Raw genomic sequence first — 20,183 nt, 5'->3', positions numbered from 1 at the left:
GACCGAAAGATCCGCGCTATACCCAGCCTTGGAGCAAAAAAAAAGGCACGAGTTCAATACTCGTGCCTTCTTTGTAACAGCAGATCAACAAGCGCCCATCAAGGACGGTCGTCGACCTCCTTGCCCGTAGCAGCAGGAGGGATCAAGTCTTCGCTGTTGAGGTTCAGCCAGATCAGCACTACGTTGGCTATATAGATCGACGAGTAGGTGCCCGCCAGGACGCCGATGAACAGCGCCAGGGAGAAGCCCCACAGGTTGTCGCCGCCGAAGATCATCAGTGCCGCGATCGCCAGCAAGGTGGAGATCGACGTCGCCATGGTCCGCAGCAGGGTCTGGGTGGTGGAGATGTTGATGTTCTCGATCAGCGATGCCTTGCGCAGCACGCGGAAGTTCTCACGAACCCGGTCGAATACCACGATGGTGTCGTTGAGGGAGTAACCAATGATCGCCAGCACAGCCGCCAGCACGGTCAGGTCGAAGGTGATCTGGAAGTACGCCAGGATACCCACGGTCACGATCACGTCGTGGATCAGCGACACAATGGCGCCGACACCGAACTTCCACTGAAAGCGGAAAGCCAGGTAGATCATGATGCCGACCAGCGCCATCAGCATGCCGAGGCCGCCCTGGTCGCGCAGTTCTTCACCCACTTGCGGGCCCACGAACTCGACGCGCTTGACTGACGCCGGATTGTCGCCACCCACCTTCTGCAAGGCTTCAGCTACCTGGTGACCCAGTTGCGGGTCTTCGCCAGGCATGCGCACCAGCAGGTCGGTGGTCGCACCGAAGCTCTGCACGATGGCTTCGTGATAGCCAGCCTTGACCAGCTCTGTGCGCACCAGGGTGACGTCGGCCGGCTTCTCGTAGGTCAGCTCAATGAGCGTACCGCCGGTGAAGTCCAGACCGTAGTTCAGGCCCTTATGGAACCAGCTGAACAACGCCAGAACGGTAAGGAGCACGGTGACGCCGAACGCAATGTTGCGAACGCCCATGAAGTTGATTGTACGTAACATGGCAGCCCCTTAAATCCACAACTTCTTGAAGTCACGCCCGCCAAAGATCAGGTTGACCATTGCGCGGGTCACCATGATGGCCGTGAACATCGAGGTAAAGATACCGAGGGACATGGTTACCGCAAAACCTTTGACAGGGCCGGTGCCCATGGCAAAGAGAATCCCGCCGACCAGCAATGTGGTCAGGTTGGAGTCGAGAATCGCGGTAAATGCCCGGCCGAAGCCTTCGTTGATTGCACGCTGCACGGTCATGCCGGCGGCGATCTCTTCACGAATCCGCGAGAAGATCAGCACGTTGGCGTCTACCGCCATACCCATGGTGAGTACGATACCGGCGATACCTGGCAGGGTCAGCGTAGCGCCCAGCAGCGACATCAGGGCCAGCAGCATCACCATGTTGCCCGCCAGGGCCACGGTGGCAATGACGCCGAAGAAGCGGTAGATGGCGATGATGAACAGCGACACGAACAGCATGCCCCACAACGCCGCGTCGATACCCTTGGTGATGTTGTCGGCACCCAGGCTCGGGCCGATGGTACGCTCTTCAGCGAAGTACATCGGCGCGGCCAGGCCACCGGCACGCAGCAACAGAGCCAGCTCCGAGGATTCGCCCTGGCCGTTCAGGCCGGTGATGCGGAATTGAGCACCCAGCGGCGACTGGATGGTCGCCAGGCTGATGATCTTCTTCTCTTCCTTGAAGGTCTGCACCGGTACGTCTTTCTCGACGCCGTTGACCATTTGCTTGGTGTAGGTGGTCACCGGGCGCTGCTCGATGAAGATCACCGCCATGCTGCGACCAACGTTGCTGCGCGTGGCGCGGCTCATCAGTTCGCCACCATGGCCATCCAGACGGATGTTCACTTCAGGGCTACCGTGCTGCGAGTCGAAACCAGCCTTGGCGTCAGTTACCTGGTCACCGGTGATGATCAAGCCACGCTCGATCAGCGCTGGAGGACGGTTGCCTTCACGGAACTCGAACTCTTCGGAAGTCGCACGGGAAGCACCCGGCTCAGCCGCGAGACGGAATTCCAGGTTGGCGGTTTTACCCAGGATACGCTTGGCTTCAGCGGTGTCCTGCACGCCCGGCAGCTCAACCACGATGCGGTTGGCGCCCTGACGCTGAACGATCGGCTCGGCCACACCCAACTCGTTGACGCGGTTACGTACCGTGGTCAAGTTCTGCTTGATGGAATATTCGCGAATTTCTGCGATTTTGGCCGGGCTCATCGCCAGACGCAGTACAGCCTGACCATTCAGGTCGGCCGGTACGATGTCGAAATCGTTGAAGTTCTTGCGGATCAGCGCACGGGCCTGTTCGCGGGTGGCTTCGTCAGAGAAGCCAAGCTGGATGGCACCGTTGAGCTGCGGCAGACTGCGATAGCGCAGCTTCTCTTTACGCAGCAAGCTCTTCACGTCGCCTTCGTAGACTTTCAGGCGAGCATCGAGAGCTTTGTCCATGTCGACTTCCAGCAGGAAGTGCACACCACCGGACAAGTCCAGACCCAGCTTCATCGGATGCGCGCCAATGTTGCGCAACCACTGTGGGGTGGTCTGCGCCAGGTTCAGCGCAACGACATAGTCGTCACCCATGGCCTTGCGTACGACATCTTTTGCCGGCAATTGGTCTTCTTGCTTGGTCAGGCGCAACAACCCGCCCTTCGCACCAGCTGCCAATGTTGCCGCTTTAACCTGGATACCCGCGTCGGTCAGTGCCTTGCTCGCGCGTTCCAGATCAGCCTGGTTGACCTGCAGGGAAGTGCTGGCGCCAGTGATCTGGATCGCCGGGTCATCAGGGTAAAGATTGGGAGCGGAATAAATAAAACCGATCGCCAGCACCGCCAGGATCAGTAGGTATTTCCACAGAGGGTATTTGTTCAGCATCACGCCGCCCGCTTATAACGCGGGGCGCCTTGCGCGCCCCGTCGATTGGTAAAGGTTGGAACTTAGATCGCTTTGAGCGTGCCTTTTGGCAGCGTGGCGGCGATGGCGCCCTTCTGGAACTTCATTTCCACGGTGTCGGAGACTTCCAGAACCACGAAAGCATCGGAAACCTTGGTGATCTTGCCCGCGATACCGCCGGTGGTCACAACTTCGTCGCCTTTCTGCAGGCTGCCCAGCAGGTTCTTCTGCTCTTTGGCACGCTTGGCCTGTGGACGCCAGATCATCAGGTAGAAGATGACCAGGAAGCCGACCAGGAAAATCCACTCGAAACCACCGCCCATAGGGCCGGCAGCAGCAGGCGCAGCGGCGTCAGCCATGGCGTTAGAGATAAAAAAGCTCATTTAGCACTCCAGTTGCAAATAGTGAATCTTAGGGTCGGAAAACTTAGTCCAAGGGCGGCACAGGGAGCCCGCGCTTGGCATAGAAGGCATCGACGAAGGCGGCCAATGTACCCTGTTGAATAGCCTCGCGCAAACCAGCCATCAGGACTTGGTAGTGACGCAAATTGTGGATGGTATTCAACATGCTACCCAGCATTTCCCCGCATTTGTCCAGATGGTGCAGATAAGCACGAGAGAAGTTCTGGCAGGTGTAGCAATCACAGGTGGGATCCAGCGGCGAATCATCATGGCGATGGAACGCGTTACGGATCTTGAGCACGCCTGTATCGATGAACAGATGCCCATTGCGGGCATTACGGGTTGGCATCACGCAATCGAACATGTCCACACCGCGGCGCACACCCTCTACGAGATCTTCGGGTTTGCCAACGCCCATAAGGTAACGAGGTTTGTCAGCGGGCATCAGGCCTGGCAGGTAGTCCAGTACCTTGATCATCTCGTGCTTGGGTTCGCCCACCGACAAACCCCCGATGGCCAGGCCGTCAAAGCCGATTTTGTCGAGGCCTTCCAGCGAGCGTTTGCGCAGGTTTTCATGCATGCCGCCCTGCACGATACCGAACAGCGCAGCGGTGTTATCACCGTGTGCGTTCTTCGAGCGCTGGGCCCAACGCAGCGACAGCTCCATGGAAATCCGCGCAACGTCCTCATCAGCAGGGTACGGTGTGCACTCGTCGAAAATCATCACGATGTCAGAACCCAGGTCGCGTTGCACCTGCATCGACTCTTCCGGGCCCATGAACACTTTGGAACCGTCCACGGGTGAGGCGAAGGTCACGCCCTCCTCCTTGATCTTGCGCATGGCACCCAGGCTGAACACCTGGAAACCACCCGAGTCCGTAAGGATCGGGCCTTGCCACTTCATGAAGTCATGCAGGTCGCCATGCTTCTTGATCACCTCTGTGCCCGGGCGCAGCCACAGGTGAAAGGTGTTGCCGAGGATGATCTCGGCGCCGGTGGCGACGATGTCACGCGGCAGCATGCCTTTGACGGTGCCGTAGGTGCCCACCGGCATGAATGCCGGGGTCTCTACCGTACCGCGCGGAAACGTCAGGCGGCCGCGACGGGCTTTGCCGTCGGTGGCGAGCAATTCAAACGACATACGACTCATAGTTGTTCCTCTGGGCCGCGCGGCGCCGGATTACGGGTGATAAACATCGCATCACCGTAGCTGAAAAAACGGTATCCATTGTCGATGGCTGCTTTATACGCCGCCATTGTTTCGGGATAACCCGCGAAGGCCGACACCAGCATCAAGAGCGTGGATTCGGGCAAATGGAAGTTGGTGACCAGGCAATCGACCACATGGAACGGCCGGCCTGGATAAATAAAGATATCGGTGTCGCCACTGAATGGTTTGAGCACGCCATCACGCGCCGCGCTCTCAAGGGAGCGCACGCTGGTGGTGCCCACCGCAACCACCCGCCCGCCGCGCGCCTTGCAGGCGTTAACCGCGTCCACGACGTCCTGGCTGACTTCCAGCCATTCGCTGTGCATATGGTGGTCTTCGATGTTATCCACACGCACCGGCTGAAACGTGCCGGCCCCCACGTGCAGGGTCACATAGGCTGTCTCGACGCCTTTGGCAGTGATCGCATCCAGCAGCAACTGGTCAAAATGCAGCCCGGCAGTCGGCGCGGCAACCGCACCGAGGCGCTGGGAGTAGACCGTTTGATAGCGTTCACGGTCCGAGTCTTCGTCCGGGCGGTCGATATAAGGAGGCAACGGCATATGGCCGACGCGCTCCAGCAACGGCAAAACCTCTTCGGCGAACCGGAGTTCGAACAGCGCATCATGACGCGCCACCATCTCGGCTTCACCGCCACCCTCGATAAGGATGCTCGAACCCGGTTTCGGCGACTTGCTGGAGCGTACGTGGGCCAGCACACGATGGCTGTCCAACACTCGCTCCACCAGAATTTCCAACTTGCCACCGGATACTTTCTGGCCAAACAGGCGCGCCGGGATTACCCGGGTATTGTTGAACACCATCAGATCGCCCGGACGCAAATGCTCAAGCAAATCAGTGAATTGACGGTGTGCGAGGGTACCGCTGGCCCCGTCCAGGGTCAGCAGTCGACTGGCGCGACGCTCGGCCAAAGGGTGGCGAGCAATCAGCGAATCAGGGAGTTCAAAAGTAAAGTCAGCAACGCGCATGATGGGGTTCGTCTAGCAGGGCCGGGAAGTCTAGCGGAAATAGTGAAAATAGACCATGAAACGTGATTGACCAACGGTAATCTCATCTCTATACTTCGCCGCCATTGAGCCCTGATGGCGGAATTGGTAGACGCGGCGGATTCAAAATCCGTTTTCGAAAGGAGTGGGAGTTCGAGTCTCCCTCGGGGCACCATATAGCAGTATCTGAAAGTCTCTACCAGACTCTCAGCACCAAAGAAACCGGCCACTTGAGCCGGTTTTTTTGTGTCTGCCTATCTACCTCTGTATCCCCTTATCCGTTGTATCCCTGTATCCCTGCTTGTATCCTGAGAAAAATACCGAACTTTGGGATACAAGGATGAAGCGCGCAGATATCAAGCGCCGCCCTCTCGCAGACACAACGCTTGCAGGGCTGGAGCCGGAGTCAAAGGAATACCGGGAGCTAGACGGAAACGGCCTCTACTTCAGGGTCAAACCTGATGGTGGTAAATCCTGGCAGCTACGCTACAAACGTCCGGCGGGTAATTGGGCTTGGATGGGGCTCGGGGGTTACCCAGAGGTCAGTGGTGCGCTGGCAAGAGACAAAGCTGCCAATCTACGCAAAGTAGTGAGTAGCGGCGCCGATCCTCTTGAGCAGAAACGATCCGCTAAAGCTGCAATCGATGCGGCCAAGGCCCGAACGTTTCGAGCTGCCGCTGAAGCTTGGCTCAAGGCAAAAGAAGAAAAGGGCCTCGCACCCTCTACCCTTCACAAAATCCGCACCTACCTCGACAAGGACATACTCCCGGCATTGGGAGATAAGCCCCTCGACGAAATCACCCGCACCGACTGTGCAGATCTCCAGGCATCCCTAGAAGCTAGAGACGCTCACAACGTGGCGGAAAAGTGCCGCACCTGGATCAACCAAATCTTCGGTCGAGCAATTGGTTTAGGGCTCACCGAAAACGATCCGGGCAGCCGCCTTCGCGACATTGCTGCCCAGGCACCCAAGACTCAGCAGCATCCACACTTGCTGGAGCCTGAACTGGCTGAATTCCTCCAAGCACTCAATAACACTCCGAGCAGACTGACGGCACGCACCGCCGCATGGCTTTGTATCTGGACGGCGTCCCGCCCAGGCATGGTCCGCTTAGCTGAATGGAAAGAGTTCGACCTTGAGAAGGCCATTTGGACGACACCTGCTGCCAAGATGAAGATGCGCCGGGATTTTGTATGCCCCCTTCCCCACCAAGCCGTTACAGCACTGAGGGATCTGCACTGTTTAACGGGACGGAGTCGCTGGCTTTTCCCCGGCGTAGGAGCAAAGAACCCAACCATCAGCGAAAACACAATCAACAAAGTCTTCGCTACCATCGGCTACAAAGGGCGTCTAGTAGGACACGGTACTCGACACACCGCGAGCACGTTACTTCGAGAACATGGCTGGCCGAAGGAACATGTTGAAGCGCAGTTGGCTCACAAAGAGGAAGGCATCTCGGGGGTATACAACAAGGCCCAATACTTTGAGCAACGCGTAAAAATGATGCAATGGTACGCCGATCACCTTGATTCCCTAGAGGCCGGAAATGTAGTGCAAGGTCAATTTGGGAAGGCTGTGTGAAGTCGTTAACCCCCTTCCCTTTAAAAAATGGTGTTACGGGTGTTACGCGTGTTACGCCTATCTTCAACTCATTGTTTTTATTGAATATATTGAGCGTTACACGCGTTGCAAAGCTTCTGAGCACCACGTGTTACATCGAGCAGTCGTGTTACAGAAAGGTCACGCCCTCAACCCTGCTGGCATTGACGCTTCCAGCTGCAAATCGCTGTAACAGCCTATCGGCTTCGGGGCAGCGGGGAGACTAAATGGACTTTGAACGGGGCATCAATGCAGAAGAGCTTGAACTCGAAATCGCAGGCTTCGATGTAACGTGCCTGATGTGGGATCAGGACGACGTCGAGGCAGCCGTTCGCAGTCTTGTGCTGTTTCCGCAGTTCAACGAACACTTCAAAGACGCCTTCGATCTGATCAACACGGCCACCTCGTTCTGGCTTGAGGAGGGCTCATACGCTCCGTGTGCAGAGTCGGTAACAAAAACCCTTTATCGACTTCGCGATCCCATTAGCGAGCATGCCAGTTATGCAGAGGCAGGCTCATTGCCAAGGGTGATTCGAGGGTTACTTCGGGCCAGTCATTCCGCAGCAGATTCACAGCTTGTGGCGACCTATGCCCTGGTACTTGCAACACAGGCGCTTGAGACACTCGCAAATTGGCTGTTCGACCTTGAGCTCACCACCTACGGTATTGATGCAGACCTGATAGAGCAGCTGAAACATGACTCACCCCGCCAGTACCTTGCCCTGATTGAAAAAGAGCGGGACCGCAGCAGCGGAAACGAGATCAGGGCACGAGAAGAATTCGCGACGTTACTAGGCGAGGCGAATCAGGCGCTGCTGATGGCGAGTCTTTATCGCCAGGTGGAGCAGATGGATGTGTTTAAAAAAGGCTTCAACACATCAAGCCTGATGCATCGAGTTCTCGACGACGCCTTGTCTACAAAGGCGACGAGAAGGGGCCAGGAAGCAGGTAATGGGAACCGCAATCCCAACTCAGCGATACAGACCTCCGCTATGGATAGGCGAGCAAAAATTAAGGCAGCCGCAGAGCAAATCATTAGCGGCCGGAAAAGTGAAAAGCGCAGTCTCACCGATGCTGAACTGACCAATCTGCTTTTCGACCAGGCGGGCAACGGCACGAAAAAAACCATTCGAGAGCATTTAACCGCTCTGGGCCTTAGACCTCTGAAATAAAAAAAGGGAGCGGACACAGTCCACTCTCCCTCCCCTGCGTAGCGTATGACCCGTTGTCTCAATTAACAAAGGGTTAGCTCGCTATGACTACCGTATTAAAAGCAATTCCCTCGCATGATCCCTCCATGACCCTCATCCGCATGCCCGAGGTCATTTCAATCGTAGGGCTCGCACGCCCGACTATCTATAAGTTGATGCGTCAACCTGAAAGCGGATTTCCGTTGCCGGTAAAGCTGAGTAACAGCAATGCCCGAAGCGCTCCGGTTGCGTGGGTATTGGGGGAAGTTCAGGCGTGGACACGCGCACGCATCGCTGCGCGCGATCAGGTGGCAGCATGAAAAATCGTGTCGCTAACAAGGCCATTTTGCAGCCCTTCTCTGTACTCAGAAAAGTCGGTTTCTCGTCGCGGTGGATGCAACGTTTTGAGCGTCACAGAACGCAACAAAAACGCCTGAATCGAGTAGTTCTAGTCATGCGATGGGCTGACGGCACCTGGTGCGCACTGTCAGTACCCAACGAAGCCCCGCGTGCAGTGATCGTAGATGAAGGGCAACAAATCGACGCTTACGAAGATGCACGATCTTGCCTCGACGGCGACTTCCTCCCACTGCTCTCCCTGCGCTGGGAAGCCAATGCCTGAAACGAAAACGCCTCCGGCGGCAACCGGAGGCGTTGAGGTAAATCTGCATGCCTGAGCAATTTATTCCCCACCGAAAAAATCCGCAAGTGATCCGCACGGTTGCGCTTTCAAAAAACGGACGTTACTCTCTGGTAGTCGCTGCAAATTCAGCGAACGGGCTTGGTAACCCGACGAAATCAAGGCGCAACAGCGCCCCCATTACGATTGCAGGCGCTTTTTTTGTGCCCGCAGTTACGTGTTATGGCGGCTGTGCGTGGGAGGCATTCGTGCCTGCCGGGTTCCTTGATTCCCGGTTTACCAACCTGCGCACAGCTGCCACCCATTCGCTTGGTAACGAACGTGGCAGCTCCTCAAATCAAGGAGCTACACAGATGAAACACGCCCTCAATCCGTCCAAAATTCGCGCCGCCGCTCATCGAGCAATGGCTCTCGCCGCTTTACATGCCAACTCCAGCCTCGCTACACGCCTCTCCCGTTACAACGCCCATATGTCCAAGGCTCGCGCCCTGGAAGCCGCAGGGGGTGCCCAATGAGCATGCTCCCAGGCTTTGCACTACCCGAGGATCTACTCTGCGTCAGCCAAGACGCCGAAGCCGGTCTTCCTATCGACGCCATCACCTGTGCGCTCGACCGTGCCGACTCCGTTCTTATGCTGCTGGAAGACCACTTAGACGGGGATAAACCCCTGCTCTCCAACCGCGTGCTGTCGTCCGTTATTTGGGACGTGCGCGGCACCTTGGGCTTAATCAAAACACTCACTATGTACGGTGATGCCTCCTCTGTGCCGATGGGCCAGAAAGGCGGTGCGCTGTGAACCACTCCAATACGCTTGGGCGCTCCGAGTTTTCCCCAGCCAACGGTAACGGCCAAAACCTGTTTCGGGTGAATGCCGGTATCCCGCTGGAAGACGCACTTGAGGCCGTCTCCCAGATTCTGCACCACGCCAATCAACTGATCCTCGATGCCGCCATCAGCGATGCGGGCGAGCGTTTTAGTTGGCCTGCGTTCTACCTCGGCGAGATGGCCAAGGCGCTGATCGACGACGTGAACGAGGCGCTGCTTGAGTCGAGGACCGCACCATGACTCAGCGCACCGGCAACACCTCAAAACGTCCGAGCTTTGCCGACGTAAAAAGTGCCGCACTGAAGAACATCGACCGTGTACTTGCTCACTGGCTGCCGAACGGCAAACGCGTTGATGGCGGCAAGGAATACACCGCACCTAATCCGACGCGTACAGACAAGCGCGCTGGCTCGCTCAAGGTCAATTTGAGCAAAGGCACCTGGGCGGATTTTGCCACCGGCGATAAGGGCGGCGATCTGATCGACTTGGTGCGTTACATCGACGGAGGTACGGACGTTGAGGCCTGTAAAAAGCTAGCGGATCTGCTCAGTGTTTCGGCAGGTTCTGCGACCACCAAAAGCGTACCGACCAAGAGTGCAACGCCGGAATGGGTCGCGATTCAGCCGATCCCGGCCGAGGCCATGAACAAATGCCCTACCAAACACCGGCAACATGGCGCCCCGTCCAAAGTGTGGATTTATCGCGAGGCTCAGGGTCACCCGATCATGGCGCTGTATCGCTTCGACCTGGGCCACGATGAAGACGGCAAACCGCGAAAAGTCTTTGCGCCTTTGACCTGGTGCAAGCGCTCCGATGGACAAACCACACAATGGCGCTGGCAAGGGTTGCCAGAGCCTCGGCCACTGCTGCGCCTGGATGAGCTGGCACAGCGCGCCGACGCACCGGTGGTGCTGTGTGAGGGCGAGAAAGCAGCTGACGCCGCCGCTGAACTGATGCCGGACTATGTAGCGACCTGCTGGCCGAACGGCTCCAACTCTTGGCACAAGGCAGACCTGACACCGCTCAAAGGGCGCACTGTGTTGCTGTGGCCGGATAACGATGCCAGCGGCATGACCTGCATGGACGCCATCGAGCTCAAGCTGATTGAGCTGGGCGCGGCGTCAGTACAACGAATCTCGCTCGACGTGTTCAAGCTCAAACCCAGCAGCAAAGGCGGCAAACCTACACTCGTCAAAGGTGGAACGTGGGCAGACGGCGACGATGCAGCGGATGCGTTAGCCAAAGGCTGGACCGCTGGCCATGTCGCCGAGCTGGTGCGTAACGGCGAGTTTTTCGGCACTGTCGCTGAGCCCACTGAGCCTCAAGAACAGAAGGCCAAGGCGCCCGCCAAACGCCCTGCAAAATCGAAAAATGATCTGTTGCCGGGCGGCTTTCGGCTGACGCCTGAAGGGGTGTTTTACTCCGGCGATGACGGCGAGGCGCGCCCCGTCTGTTCGCCTCTGGAAATCATCGCCCGCACTCGCGACGACAAGGGCCACAACTGGGGTTTGTTGGTCGAGTTCGACGACCCGGATGGCGCCAAAAAGCGCTGGAACATTCCGGCCCGAACCATGACCGGCGACTTCGGCAAGGACGTACTCGGTCCACTGGTCGACATGGGCCTGCGCCTCGCGGGAAGTCGATCAGGGCGCAACGCACGCAACGACCTGCAGAGTTACCTAGGCGGCTTCGACAGCGCCCAGCGCGCACGTTTGGTAACGCGTCTGGGCTGGCACGACAACGCCTTCCTTTTGCCCGAACAACAGATCGGCTCACACGCCGAACACCTACATTTTTATGAAGCCGGTGCGCAGCTTCCACCAATTAGCGAGGCGGGCTCCCTGGAGCAATGGCAGCAGCAAATCGGCGCACTGTGCGTTGGTAACCATCGATTGGCGTTTGTCGTCTCTGTGGCCGTTGCAGGCCCGTTGCTGAGCCTACTCGGACATGAGTCGGGCGGCTTCCACCTCTACGGCGACAGCTCCGGCGGCAAGACCACTCACTTGCAAGTTGCTGCCTCGGTTTATGGCGGGCCGCGCCTGGTGCGTTCATGGCGCTCGACAGATAACGCCCTGGAGTCCATCGCCGCCGCACATTCGGACGGCCTTCTGGTGCTGGATGAAATCGGCATGTGCGATCCGCGCATTATCGGCGAGACGGTGTACATGCTCGGCAATGGTACTGGTAAGGCCCGAGCGAACGATCGAGGACAAGCGGGCCGACAGGTGCAGGAGTGGCGCTTGCTGTTTCTCTCGACGGGAGAAAAGACGTTGGCGCAGCACATGGCGGATGCCAACAAGGAGCTGAAAGCCGGTATGGAGGTGCGCATGCTCGCCGTGCCAGCGGATGCGGGCAAAGGACTCGGCATGTTCGATGTGTTGAACGGCTTTGAGGACGCTGCCGCCCTCTCCGATGCGCTCAAGGCCCGCGTAGCCAAATACTACGGCACGCCCCTCACAGCCTTCCTGCACGCACTGTGTGCGCCTGGAGAAATGCTCAGGTGGTCGGTGATCGTTCGCCGCACGGTGGAGCAGTTCATCACCCAAAACCTACCCGCGTCGGCCAGTGGTCAGGCGCAACGTGCCGCCCTCCGTTTCGGACTTGCGGCAGCGGCCGGAGAGTTGGCTACCGCCTTCGGCGTCACCGGCTGGCCGGACGGCACAGCCACGACCGCCGCAAGGGTGTGTCTGCATGCGTGGCTAGCCGAGCGTGGCGGCGCCGGTAACTTCGAGGGCGATGCAATTTTGGCGCGTTTACGCCAGGTCATCGAACGCTTCGGAGAAAGCCGCTTTACCCGCTGGGAATCTGCCGCAGCCAAGATCGATGAACACGGCCCACGCACGATCGATCGGTTGGGCTTTCGCAAGACGATGGAACACGGCATGGGCGACGCCCTGCACACCACCAACACCTACTACGTTCTGCCCGAAGCCTGGAGGGCTGAAATCTTCAGGGGCATGAACATCAGCGCGGTGAACAAGGAGCTTCTGCAACGGGGCGTTCTTGAACCGGGAAGCGACGGCAAGGCGTACAGCTTGATTCGCCTGCCCGGGCTGGGGCCCCAGCGCTGCTATGTGGTGAAGACCGTTTCAGGAACGGATGAAAGCGAGGCCAGGGCCGCCTGACGGCATGCCTGCTGATCGAGGTAGCGCCGGCTCTTTCCCGGCCTCGCCAGCCATTCAACAACCATCCCTATCAAACGTAATGCCCAGAGATAATACAGATGAACACTATCCAAGAACTGAAAGACCGCCGCGACAAACTGACTCTAGAAATGGAGAGCATTCAGCGCGACTTAATGCCCTTCGAAGAGGCGCTGGAAAATCCCGAGGTTATCCAGCAGGGCCGCCAACGGGCTGTGCAGGATGAAATCAACGACCACAAAAGACGCATCGACTCGCGAGATCTTGAGATCCGCACCCTGAACCAAAAGATTGATCGCCTTGAGGCACTGGAGAACCGTGAGAGCTTGGCTGCGGGCTACATCAGCGCGATGGCGACTTGGAAAGCCGACGAGATGGAACTCGACGAAAAGCGCAACAGCATCGAGACCCGGTTGCAGCAGGCGAGCCCCGATCACCCGATATTGGCTGAAAGAAGATCTAGGTGGGCGCCGGCTTTCGCCCAGTTGCGGTCATTCTTGTATTAACCATAATTAGCCAATCCAAACCGTATCCACAGCCTAGTTCGGTCAAACGTGGCCACTAGACGAAACTATAGAACTGAAGGTTGATTTTTAATGTAGATCAGGCCGTGTGGGTTCAAGGCTGAGCTTTCAGGCGCAGAATGGCTTTCGGCAATGCATACACACGCATACCCTCTCGAAGTTTCATTGCATTAGATGGCCATTTGAAGCCTGCAGGATCACCTACAGTTGCGCTTTCCACGTCAACACTGTTGACTTGAATTGAATCGACTTTGACTTCCTCAAAATAAATATCCCCCTCCACCGCTAAAAAATCACCTACTTCAACTCTATTTTCCAAGATGTGCATGCCGAAAACTTCGCTAAAAACTTTAGATACGGCCCCAATATATTGGTAATGCTCGGGTATTGGCGTAATTCGTTGATGCTTATAAAGAATTGGCTTTACCCAGTCAGATATCCAGCCATGTCTACGCTTATTAAGCACGATTCGGTACAAGTCAAAGGTGGTCAATAGGCCCAACCCCGTCTCATCAGCAAAGTCAAGAATCTCTTGGCGAAATGGTTCGCTGTTGTCTCGTAAAAGCGGAGGCAAATGCCTTTGCTGGTTAATTATAGATAACCCTTGGATGGTAGTTATCTTAAGCTCTTTCATGTTAATCAGGGCATGCTTGTTTGCTTGCATAAGATCATCGTCACTCGCTTTGCCTCCTACCCCTTTGATGTCAATAACAAGAGTTGGATTTCGATCTTCTATTCTCAGGTCTTCACGTCGGCTTTTACCTTCTGCATCTCTTATTTCATCGACATCCACAATGCTCTCAAATCCTAGTTCAGAAAGCGCAAGTTTAATAGCATTAACCAAGCCGTCTCCTGTTGCGGTAATTAAATCATGTATCCATCCGTCTTCAGAGCGATTCATGGAGATCTCCTCATCTATAGCATGAAGTTCTTTCTCCATCTCTGTTATCACTAGGGCTTTTCTTTCTTCTAATTCAATGACTCTCTCAAGTTCATATTCTGGAAAATGGGTCCACTTTCCTTTTTCGATGTCCGGGAATAAATTTGGTAGGCGCTCAGGTAAATAGCTTTCTAAAAGTTCAGAAATGAAGCTGGCCTTGTCTAAAATCTGAGGAAAGATTAAAACTATACCGTCGCCATAATGTCCGGACAAAGCAATATCAGCCCCATACTTATTAGTTGCTAGAGGCCTCCAAAATTCATACTTTGACCATCTAGGCTTAAAAACACACTTAAACTCAGCACCCTGCAAGTATTTCTTTAAGAGCTTTTCTAGCGGCTCATCGCTGGTCACGTTGATTACAGAGCCCGACTCAGAAATAAATCTAATTTTCTCCATTGAATCAATTAAGTTCCATACACCTCCATTAATTTCTTTACTTGTTTCAAGGCTATGATGATTGGCCGACGCCCATTGAAACTCCATAGGACTCTCAGGCCCCGCAAAAACTATGAGCGCGCCCCCGCTAGCTACTATTCTATTAAAATCCGCTTTTGCAAAAAGTGCTGTCCGTGCCCTTGCGTCAATCCATCCCTTATCACACTTAGCCCATAAATCTATTTCTTCTTGCGGCGTGTGCTTTCCACCCTTGGACTCAGGTGCCAAAACTCTTGATGTTAAATCAACAACAATTAAGTCTGACTCTTGAAACTGTATAAGTTTCTTATGTTGAACTACAGGTCGCCAAGTGCTGTTAATTGGTACTTCATAGGGAGTTCCAAGAGTTCCGACTCCAATGTTTGTCCATTTTTTCTTTAAAGCGTCATGAATACCTTTGTCAGTATCAATTAGAAAAATATTTGGTTTTTGGTGCATTCTACGAATCTCCTTTCGTTTCGCCATTCCGGAACTTCTCCAGCCGATAGTAACGACGCTAACGATCGGAAGGCAATAAGTATTATTCAACTATCTGAACAGCTGATACTGATCGAAATCCACACAGAAGTGGGGGATCCGCCTCGTTGGAGCGTCCGTCAGTCAGTTTGAGCTCAGGCGCAAATCAAGGGGACTCTAGAGGTAATGGTACCGCAGGTAGAAGACTGATGTAGGAGACCGTCTAGCGATGCTTAGATCAGTAGTTTCAATCCATGCGACTTTGACCGATCTCTGTCCGTGGCTACCGTCAGCTTTTATCCAAAAACCGGCAATAGGATGTAGCAATCGTATGCTGCCATCTACCCAGGATCGAACGAGACACTGAAGGTATACCTAGAACGGAACCTCGTCCCCTTTTGAGGCAGGTAAAGGTGAACCACCGCCTGCGAGTAAGTCGTAGAGCGACTGAAGTCTTTCTACCAATTCGTCGAACGTGACCACATGAACGCCATGCAGCGAATGACGGTACTGTTCAAACCCTTGAGCTCGTTCTTCATCAGTTGGTTTCAGACCGATGATGACCACGCAAGCAATGGAATGCGGCCGATATCCTTGGCGATCGAGCTCGGTGCCCACATGCTTGAAGCTAGCTTGGAGCTCTGCTCGTTGAGCTACCACCTGTGCAACCGCGGCGCTTAACTCTCCGGAGGGGGGATAGATCCCGCGGTACTCGCTACCGAGCAACGCTATACCTGGCCGCTTGATCTCTATAAGGGCGAGATTGTTCGTGGAGGCAGCAGCCATCAAGAAGTCGCTATAGGAGCCTCCTCGACCAGTATGAAGTTTCCCGCCAACATAGGGTTGGTCACCGATCCTGATGACAGGGTAATGGAACGCCATAGTGAGGATGAAGGGATTGGCGGATAGAAACCCCTGCCATTTAGGTTCCGTCGTTGATACAGCTAGAAGCTCAGTGCACCGCTCGATCAGCTCTCGTAGGGTGAGCAGTTCGATATCCTGTTTTAAGCGAAGCAAAGCTTCGGGTTCTGTCTTCACCAAGGTCCGTGCATGCCCCTGCACCAATGCAACCGCAGCACGTTGATCCCGCTTAGTCAGCGTGACTTGACCGCGTGTGCTAGCAGCCAGATCTGCCAGCGCGTCTTGAGGGAGCGAAAGGCGCATCAGACTAAATTGCTGGGGCGCAAACTTATGTAGCAGGCGGTTGTGACAGATGGCAGCCTTTTCCTTGCGCGCTGCACGTTGGTGCCTGGATGTTGCTGCTGTTATCTCTTTTCGCAATCTATGAAAGGTGTTCATACCCAAACCGTAGATGGGCGCTTCAACGCGGTCGGTGCCAGGGGTACCGGCTGCGCCATGAAAACAAACCATCGTGATATCTGGCATCTCAGCAATCGTGGTAACGATGCTCCGGAACTCCCAGCGCAGGCCAAGCCCGTAACGCCAGTTTTTGTAGAAGCCAGCGGGCAACGACCCCAACAGTTCATCAAGATCCTCAATGGTAGTCGGTAGCGTATACGGGCCATCGACCCGAGCAAGAAGACAGAGCCGATCGATACTGCCAAACAATGGCTTCCCGTAGTCACGGTGGTCGCGTCGTTGTTGCACAGGCCAGATGGTTATTATGTCCCTAACTATGGAGATGATGCGTATCCACGGCTTTGTGCCGACGACAACTCCACTAGGAACCAGGATATCTGAGTAGTAAACCTCGACCTTAACGACGTTGTCCTGAATGCTTGTGGGCAAATCGAACTCGTCCAACTGCTGCAATATGGCGAAAGGGCCTCCGTCTGTTCGTTGAGAGAGGCGGTATTCACTGTTTGGGACTGAGGCCATCCTTGTTTCCCTACGATGCTGGTATGTCGAGCTTGTCAGCGCGCCACCTGCGCGTCAACGCGCTCGTTTGCGCCCTAACTGACGAGTCGAATTCGCTGAGTATGGCCCGCCCGGCCGCGCATATAGCTCTCGCCCACTGCTAGCTAGATAGCAGCACTGGATTCGAAAGGCCCCATTCACGACCAAAATAGATCCGGGCGATGGTCCGCTATTAGCCCAGAGTATGTAAAAACGCCTCGCCTAAATCGAAGTATGCGCGTCTACGTTAAATCTGAAATTTATCGGCACGACTGCAGATGTGGATTTCGCGTACAAACGCGATTTCCAGTCCGGTTTTGAGCTCCTGACGCGCTCAAACGTTTTTATACAGCCTTGGCCGATAGCGGCCTTTCGAAGCTAAGGGCTCTCATCCAATGACAATCGCCTTAAATAGGCATAAACCGCCCTTCCCAGAGCAGTTATTGATGTAACACCTATTTGCTATGTAACACGCCTATCGGTGATTTATGCACAGTCGTGTAACACCATATAAATCTATTAAAATCATATACTTATCAATATATGTAACACGAGTAACACCCGTAACACCGTTTTTTAAGGTATCCCCCCGAGCCCCTTCTAAAATGGCCCCCCAGCGCAGCGTGATCAACAATGCTCCTGGGTTTGCTTAGACGCCGGGGGTCCCTACGCATGTTGGTTCGGCACGGGGTAGGAAACCCGCCGGATCGTGTTAGCGGAAGGGCACCCAGCTTAGTGAACAGGTGAACCTGGTGAACTCCAGTTCACCTGTGTATATGCCCTACCCTTTCAGCCATCTGCGAGTACCGTTACCAATACGGTAACGATGCCCTTTTTTCTTCAAGATCCTTTCAATTTCAACATTGAAATTTCAGTAAGCTGGTGTGGTTGCCGCTACCACGATCCCGCGGGTTTCTGACCCCGTGAACCACACAAATCCTCAGGGTCCCCGGCGTCTTTCCCGCATACGAATCGATGTGGTGTGATAAAAATCGTACCCAGCTCGTAAATGGATATTACCGTCCATAAACCTACTTGGAAGAAGGTGCACCATGACTGACTCGCTAGCTGACATCGATGCTTTAGCGTTGAAGTGCAGAGCGGAACGCTCTCGGGACTACATTGCAGAATCTATTCAGTGTTATCGAGCTGGGGCTTATCGCTCCTCCATTGTCCACACCTGGATCGCCGTAGTATTCGATCTGGTGGACAAGATCAGAGAGCTTGCTCTAGCCAACGACCCCATTGCGGTTCGTATCAATACAAAGTACGAAACCTACATTACTCAGATCAACCAAGGTAATGATCAGGGGGTCAAAAATGCGCTTGAGTTCGAACGTACGATTCTGTCGATATGCAGAAGCCAGTTGGATTTTTTCAACCACCAACAAATTACTGATCTTGAGCGCCTGCGTGAAGACCGTCACCAGTGCGCACACCCTTCGTTCCAAAGAGCCGGCGTACCGCATCGCCCCTCAGCCGAGCTAGCCAGACTACATCTCAGAAACGCAGTCGAACACGTGCTCTCCCAGCCTCCGATCCAGGGTCGTCCTGCTATCGCAGAGATCATCACTACCATAGCATCAGAGTATTTTCCTAAAGATCGATATCAGGCTGCGACCGCACTGAGACAGACACCTTTGGCCAATCCCTCTGAAGCATTGGTTAGGGGACTCGTTGACGAATTGGTATTTAAATACGCTGAGGCAGATAGCCCTTTGTATGGAAAAATTCAGGTCGGGGCTGCTTTATCTTCACTGCTGGACACCCACCGGAACATTGCAGAAACCAGAATTGCCCAAAAGTTGAGCACACTCGTTCGCCGTATTGACGACAACGGGCTTCCTGCCGTAGCCCGTCTTATTGCGGCAATACCCGAAGCAGTTGCTCTCATCGACGAGGCAGCGCGCCTCCGGCTGAGTGAGTTTGTGCGGGTAGGTCCAGACCTAGACGTTCTCCCAGCAATGGCAGGATTGGGGCGTCATCCGTTAATAACAGAAATTGTCCGAGCCAGAATTCTTCGTTTTGGGACAGGTTTGCTTGTGACCGCTATTCAGGAACACGAACTCGCTGAACTAGCAAAGGAACGCGTGTTTGTCATAATTTCAGAATCCAGCAACTGGCACGAGACGAACGATGTCTTTGATCGGTTGGTTTCACCTTTGTTTTCCCATCTGACGAGGGATGACATCGAGAGAGTAATCCGCATGCCGACTGAAACGACCGCGGATCTAATTGGCTCCAACAGATTCGAACAATTCATCGACCAGGTAAGTCGGACGGGAATCATCCCAGAAGCAGAACTGGATACTTTACTGGGTAACAATCGCATGGAGTACCTCGTGCGGGAACGGCAACGTGAACGTGAACGCCAACGTGTTGTGCCCCAAGCCTGAGTGAGTCAGGAGCTAGCAGCATGTATCCCTACCTGTATCCCTAACGGTATAATTCCGCTACAAGGCCCGAATTATATGAAACGCTCGAGTCTCCCTCGGGCACCATCTTAAAGAAAGACCTTGAATTTCAAGGTCTTTTTTTTCGCCTGTAGAAAAGCGCCCTGAGGCCGCAACGGCGCCCAGAGAGCGAGTTAGCACCATCCGCCTCCCCACCCACTATAAAGTCCAGCGAGCCCACTCAGAGGCCTTGCAAGGCCGCTACAACCACCCCTTCTGATTATCAAAGAGCCCACCCAAGGCACCGCTCGAGCTTCGAGCGGGATACTGCTTCACGTGATGGACGAATGCGCCCGCGCCAGAACTCTTCAGGATTCAGAAGCGTGTCAGCGCATTTATTGATGCGATGCAGGCCCTGGAGAAACCGACGTCTTACGAGTAGGAAAAATGAGGCGGCTGCAGCAAATTTATCGCTGAGAACATTCATGAAATCACCCAGAAATTTTAGGGCACTTTTCGACCGCGCAAAACAAAACCCCACCTGCTTTCGCAAATGGGGTTTCGGAATTTAATCTTGACGATGACCTACTCTCACATGGGGAAACCCCACACTACCATCGGCGATGCATCGTTTCACTACTGAGTTCGGG

At 54.9% G+C, this 20,183-nt stretch carries 17 protein-coding genes and 1 tRNA gene; 11 read left to right on the top strand and 7 right to left on the bottom strand.

Annotated elements, in window-relative coordinates:
- Positions 1 to 98: 98 nt before the first annotated feature.
- From secF to queA, 5 genes are all read right to left on the bottom strand, one after another.
- Positions 99 to 1,013, bottom strand: a complete 915-nt coding sequence (gene secF, locus M2397_RS10115) for a protein translocase subunit SecF (protein ID WP_259242820.1) — start codon at positions 1,011 to 1,013, stop codon at positions 99 to 101.
- A gap of 9 nt (positions 1,014 to 1,022) precedes the next feature.
- A complete protein-coding gene (gene secD / locus M2397_RS10110; RefSeq protein WP_259242817.1) occupies positions 1,023 to 2,894 on the bottom strand; it encodes a protein translocase subunit SecD in 1,872 nt (623 codons plus the stop codon).
- 62 nt (positions 2,895 to 2,956) lie between these two features.
- The gene (gene yajC, locus M2397_RS10105; protein WP_003175975.1) at positions 2,957 to 3,295 is read right to left on the bottom strand and encodes a preprotein translocase subunit YajC; all 339 of its coding nucleotides are present in this window, start codon (positions 3,293 to 3,295) and stop codon (positions 2,957 to 2,959) included.
- 43 nt (positions 3,296 to 3,338) lie between these two features.
- Positions 3,339 to 4,454 (bottom strand): tRNA guanosine(34) transglycosylase Tgt, encoded by a 1,116-nt coding sequence (tgt, locus tag M2397_RS10100; RefSeq protein WP_167655194.1) that lies wholly within the window; start codon positions 4,452 to 4,454, stop codon positions 3,339 to 3,341.
- A 5-nt stretch (positions 4,455 to 4,459) separates the two neighbouring features.
- Positions 4,460 to 5,509, bottom strand: a complete 1,050-nt coding sequence (gene queA / locus M2397_RS10095; RefSeq protein WP_259242816.1) for a tRNA preQ1(34) S-adenosylmethionine ribosyltransferase-isomerase QueA — start codon at positions 5,507 to 5,509, stop codon at positions 4,460 to 4,462.
- Between the two features lie 108 nt (positions 5,510 to 5,617).
- On the opposite strand from queA, the gene M2397_RS10090 reads away from it, so the two are divergent.
- The 10 genes from M2397_RS10090 to M2397_RS10045 all read left to right on the top strand — a co-directional run bounded on the left by M2397_RS10090 (position 5,618) and on the right by M2397_RS10045 (position 13,431).
- A tRNA-Leu gene (locus M2397_RS10090) sits at positions 5,618 to 5,702 on the top strand.
- A gap of 165 nt (positions 5,703 to 5,867) precedes the next feature.
- Positions 5,868 to 7,109, top strand: a complete 1,242-nt coding sequence (locus M2397_RS10085) for a tyrosine-type recombinase/integrase (protein WP_065947929.1) — start codon at positions 5,868 to 5,870, stop codon at positions 7,107 to 7,109.
- A 245-nt stretch (positions 7,110 to 7,354) separates the two neighbouring features.
- Positions 7,355 to 8,299, top strand: coding sequence for a hypothetical protein (locus M2397_RS10080; RefSeq protein ID WP_259242814.1), 945 nt, complete (start codon positions 7,355 to 7,357; stop codon positions 8,297 to 8,299).
- Positions 8,300 to 8,382: 83 nt separating this feature from the next.
- Positions 8,383 to 8,637, top strand: a complete 255-nt coding sequence (locus M2397_RS10075; RefSeq protein ID WP_026078127.1) for an AlpA family transcriptional regulator — start codon at positions 8,383 to 8,385, stop codon at positions 8,635 to 8,637.
- On the top strand, positions 8,634 to 8,939 hold the full coding sequence (locus tag M2397_RS10070) for a hypothetical protein (RefSeq protein WP_259242809.1): 306 nt from the start codon (positions 8,634 to 8,636) through the stop codon (positions 8,937 to 8,939). The genes M2397_RS10075 and M2397_RS10070 overlap by 4 nt, the downstream gene beginning before the upstream one ends.
- A 47-nt stretch (positions 8,940 to 8,986) precedes the next feature.
- Positions 8,987 to 9,472, top strand: a complete 486-nt coding sequence (locus M2397_RS10065; protein ID WP_158683882.1) for a hypothetical protein — start codon at positions 8,987 to 8,989, stop codon at positions 9,470 to 9,472.
- Positions 9,469 to 9,753 carry a hypothetical protein gene (locus tag M2397_RS10060; protein WP_017846196.1) on the top strand — a complete coding sequence of 95 codons (285 nt, stop codon included), beginning with the start codon at positions 9,469 to 9,471 and terminating at the stop codon, positions 9,751 to 9,753. Before M2397_RS10065 ends, M2397_RS10060 begins: the two co-directional genes overlap by 4 nt.
- The gene (locus M2397_RS10055; RefSeq protein ID WP_259242806.1) at positions 9,750 to 10,022 is read left to right on the top strand and encodes a DUF3077 domain-containing protein; all 273 of its coding nucleotides are present in this window, start codon (positions 9,750 to 9,752) and stop codon (positions 10,020 to 10,022) included. Before M2397_RS10060 ends, M2397_RS10055 begins: the two co-directional genes overlap by 4 nt.
- The gene (locus tag M2397_RS10050) at positions 10,019 to 12,907 is read left to right on the top strand and encodes a DUF927 domain-containing protein (protein WP_259242805.1); all 2,889 of its coding nucleotides are present in this window, start codon (positions 10,019 to 10,021) and stop codon (positions 12,905 to 12,907) included. Before M2397_RS10055 ends, M2397_RS10050 begins: the two co-directional genes overlap by 4 nt.
- Positions 12,908 to 13,005: 98 nt before the next feature.
- A complete protein-coding gene (locus M2397_RS10045) occupies positions 13,006 to 13,431 on the top strand; it encodes a hypothetical protein (protein ID WP_259242804.1) in 426 nt (141 codons plus the stop codon).
- Positions 13,432 to 13,543: 112 nt separating this feature from the next.
- Here M2397_RS10045 and M2397_RS10040 read toward each other — a convergent pair whose 3' ends face one another.
- Together M2397_RS10040 and M2397_RS10035 are read right to left on the bottom strand one after the other, a co-directional pair.
- Entirely contained in the window at positions 13,544 to 15,265 is a 1,722-nt protein-coding gene (locus M2397_RS10040) for a hypothetical protein (RefSeq protein ID WP_259242803.1), read from the bottom strand.
- Between the two features lie 393 nt (positions 15,266 to 15,658).
- Complete coding sequence (locus M2397_RS10035) at positions 15,659 to 17,122, bottom strand: Shedu immune nuclease family protein (RefSeq protein ID WP_259242802.1); 1,464 nt, start codon at positions 17,120 to 17,122, stop codon at positions 15,659 to 15,661.
- 1,070 nt (positions 17,123 to 18,192) lie between these two features.
- On the opposite strand from M2397_RS10035, the gene M2397_RS10030 reads away from it, so the two are divergent.
- Complete coding sequence (locus M2397_RS10030) at positions 18,193 to 19,536, top strand: hypothetical protein (RefSeq protein WP_259242801.1); 1,344 nt, start codon at positions 18,193 to 18,195, stop codon at positions 19,534 to 19,536.
- The last annotated feature ends 647 nt before the right edge of the window (positions 19,537 to 20,183 follow it).

Origin of the sequence: Pseudomonas sp. BIGb0381 (genome assembly GCF_024809815.1) — a bacterium.
Taxonomy (GTDB): Bacteria; Pseudomonadota; Gammaproteobacteria; order Pseudomonadales; family Pseudomonadaceae; genus Aquipseudomonas.
The sequence above is the reverse complement of the archived record's forward strand: the minus strand, read 5'-3'. Positions and strand labels throughout refer to the sequence as shown.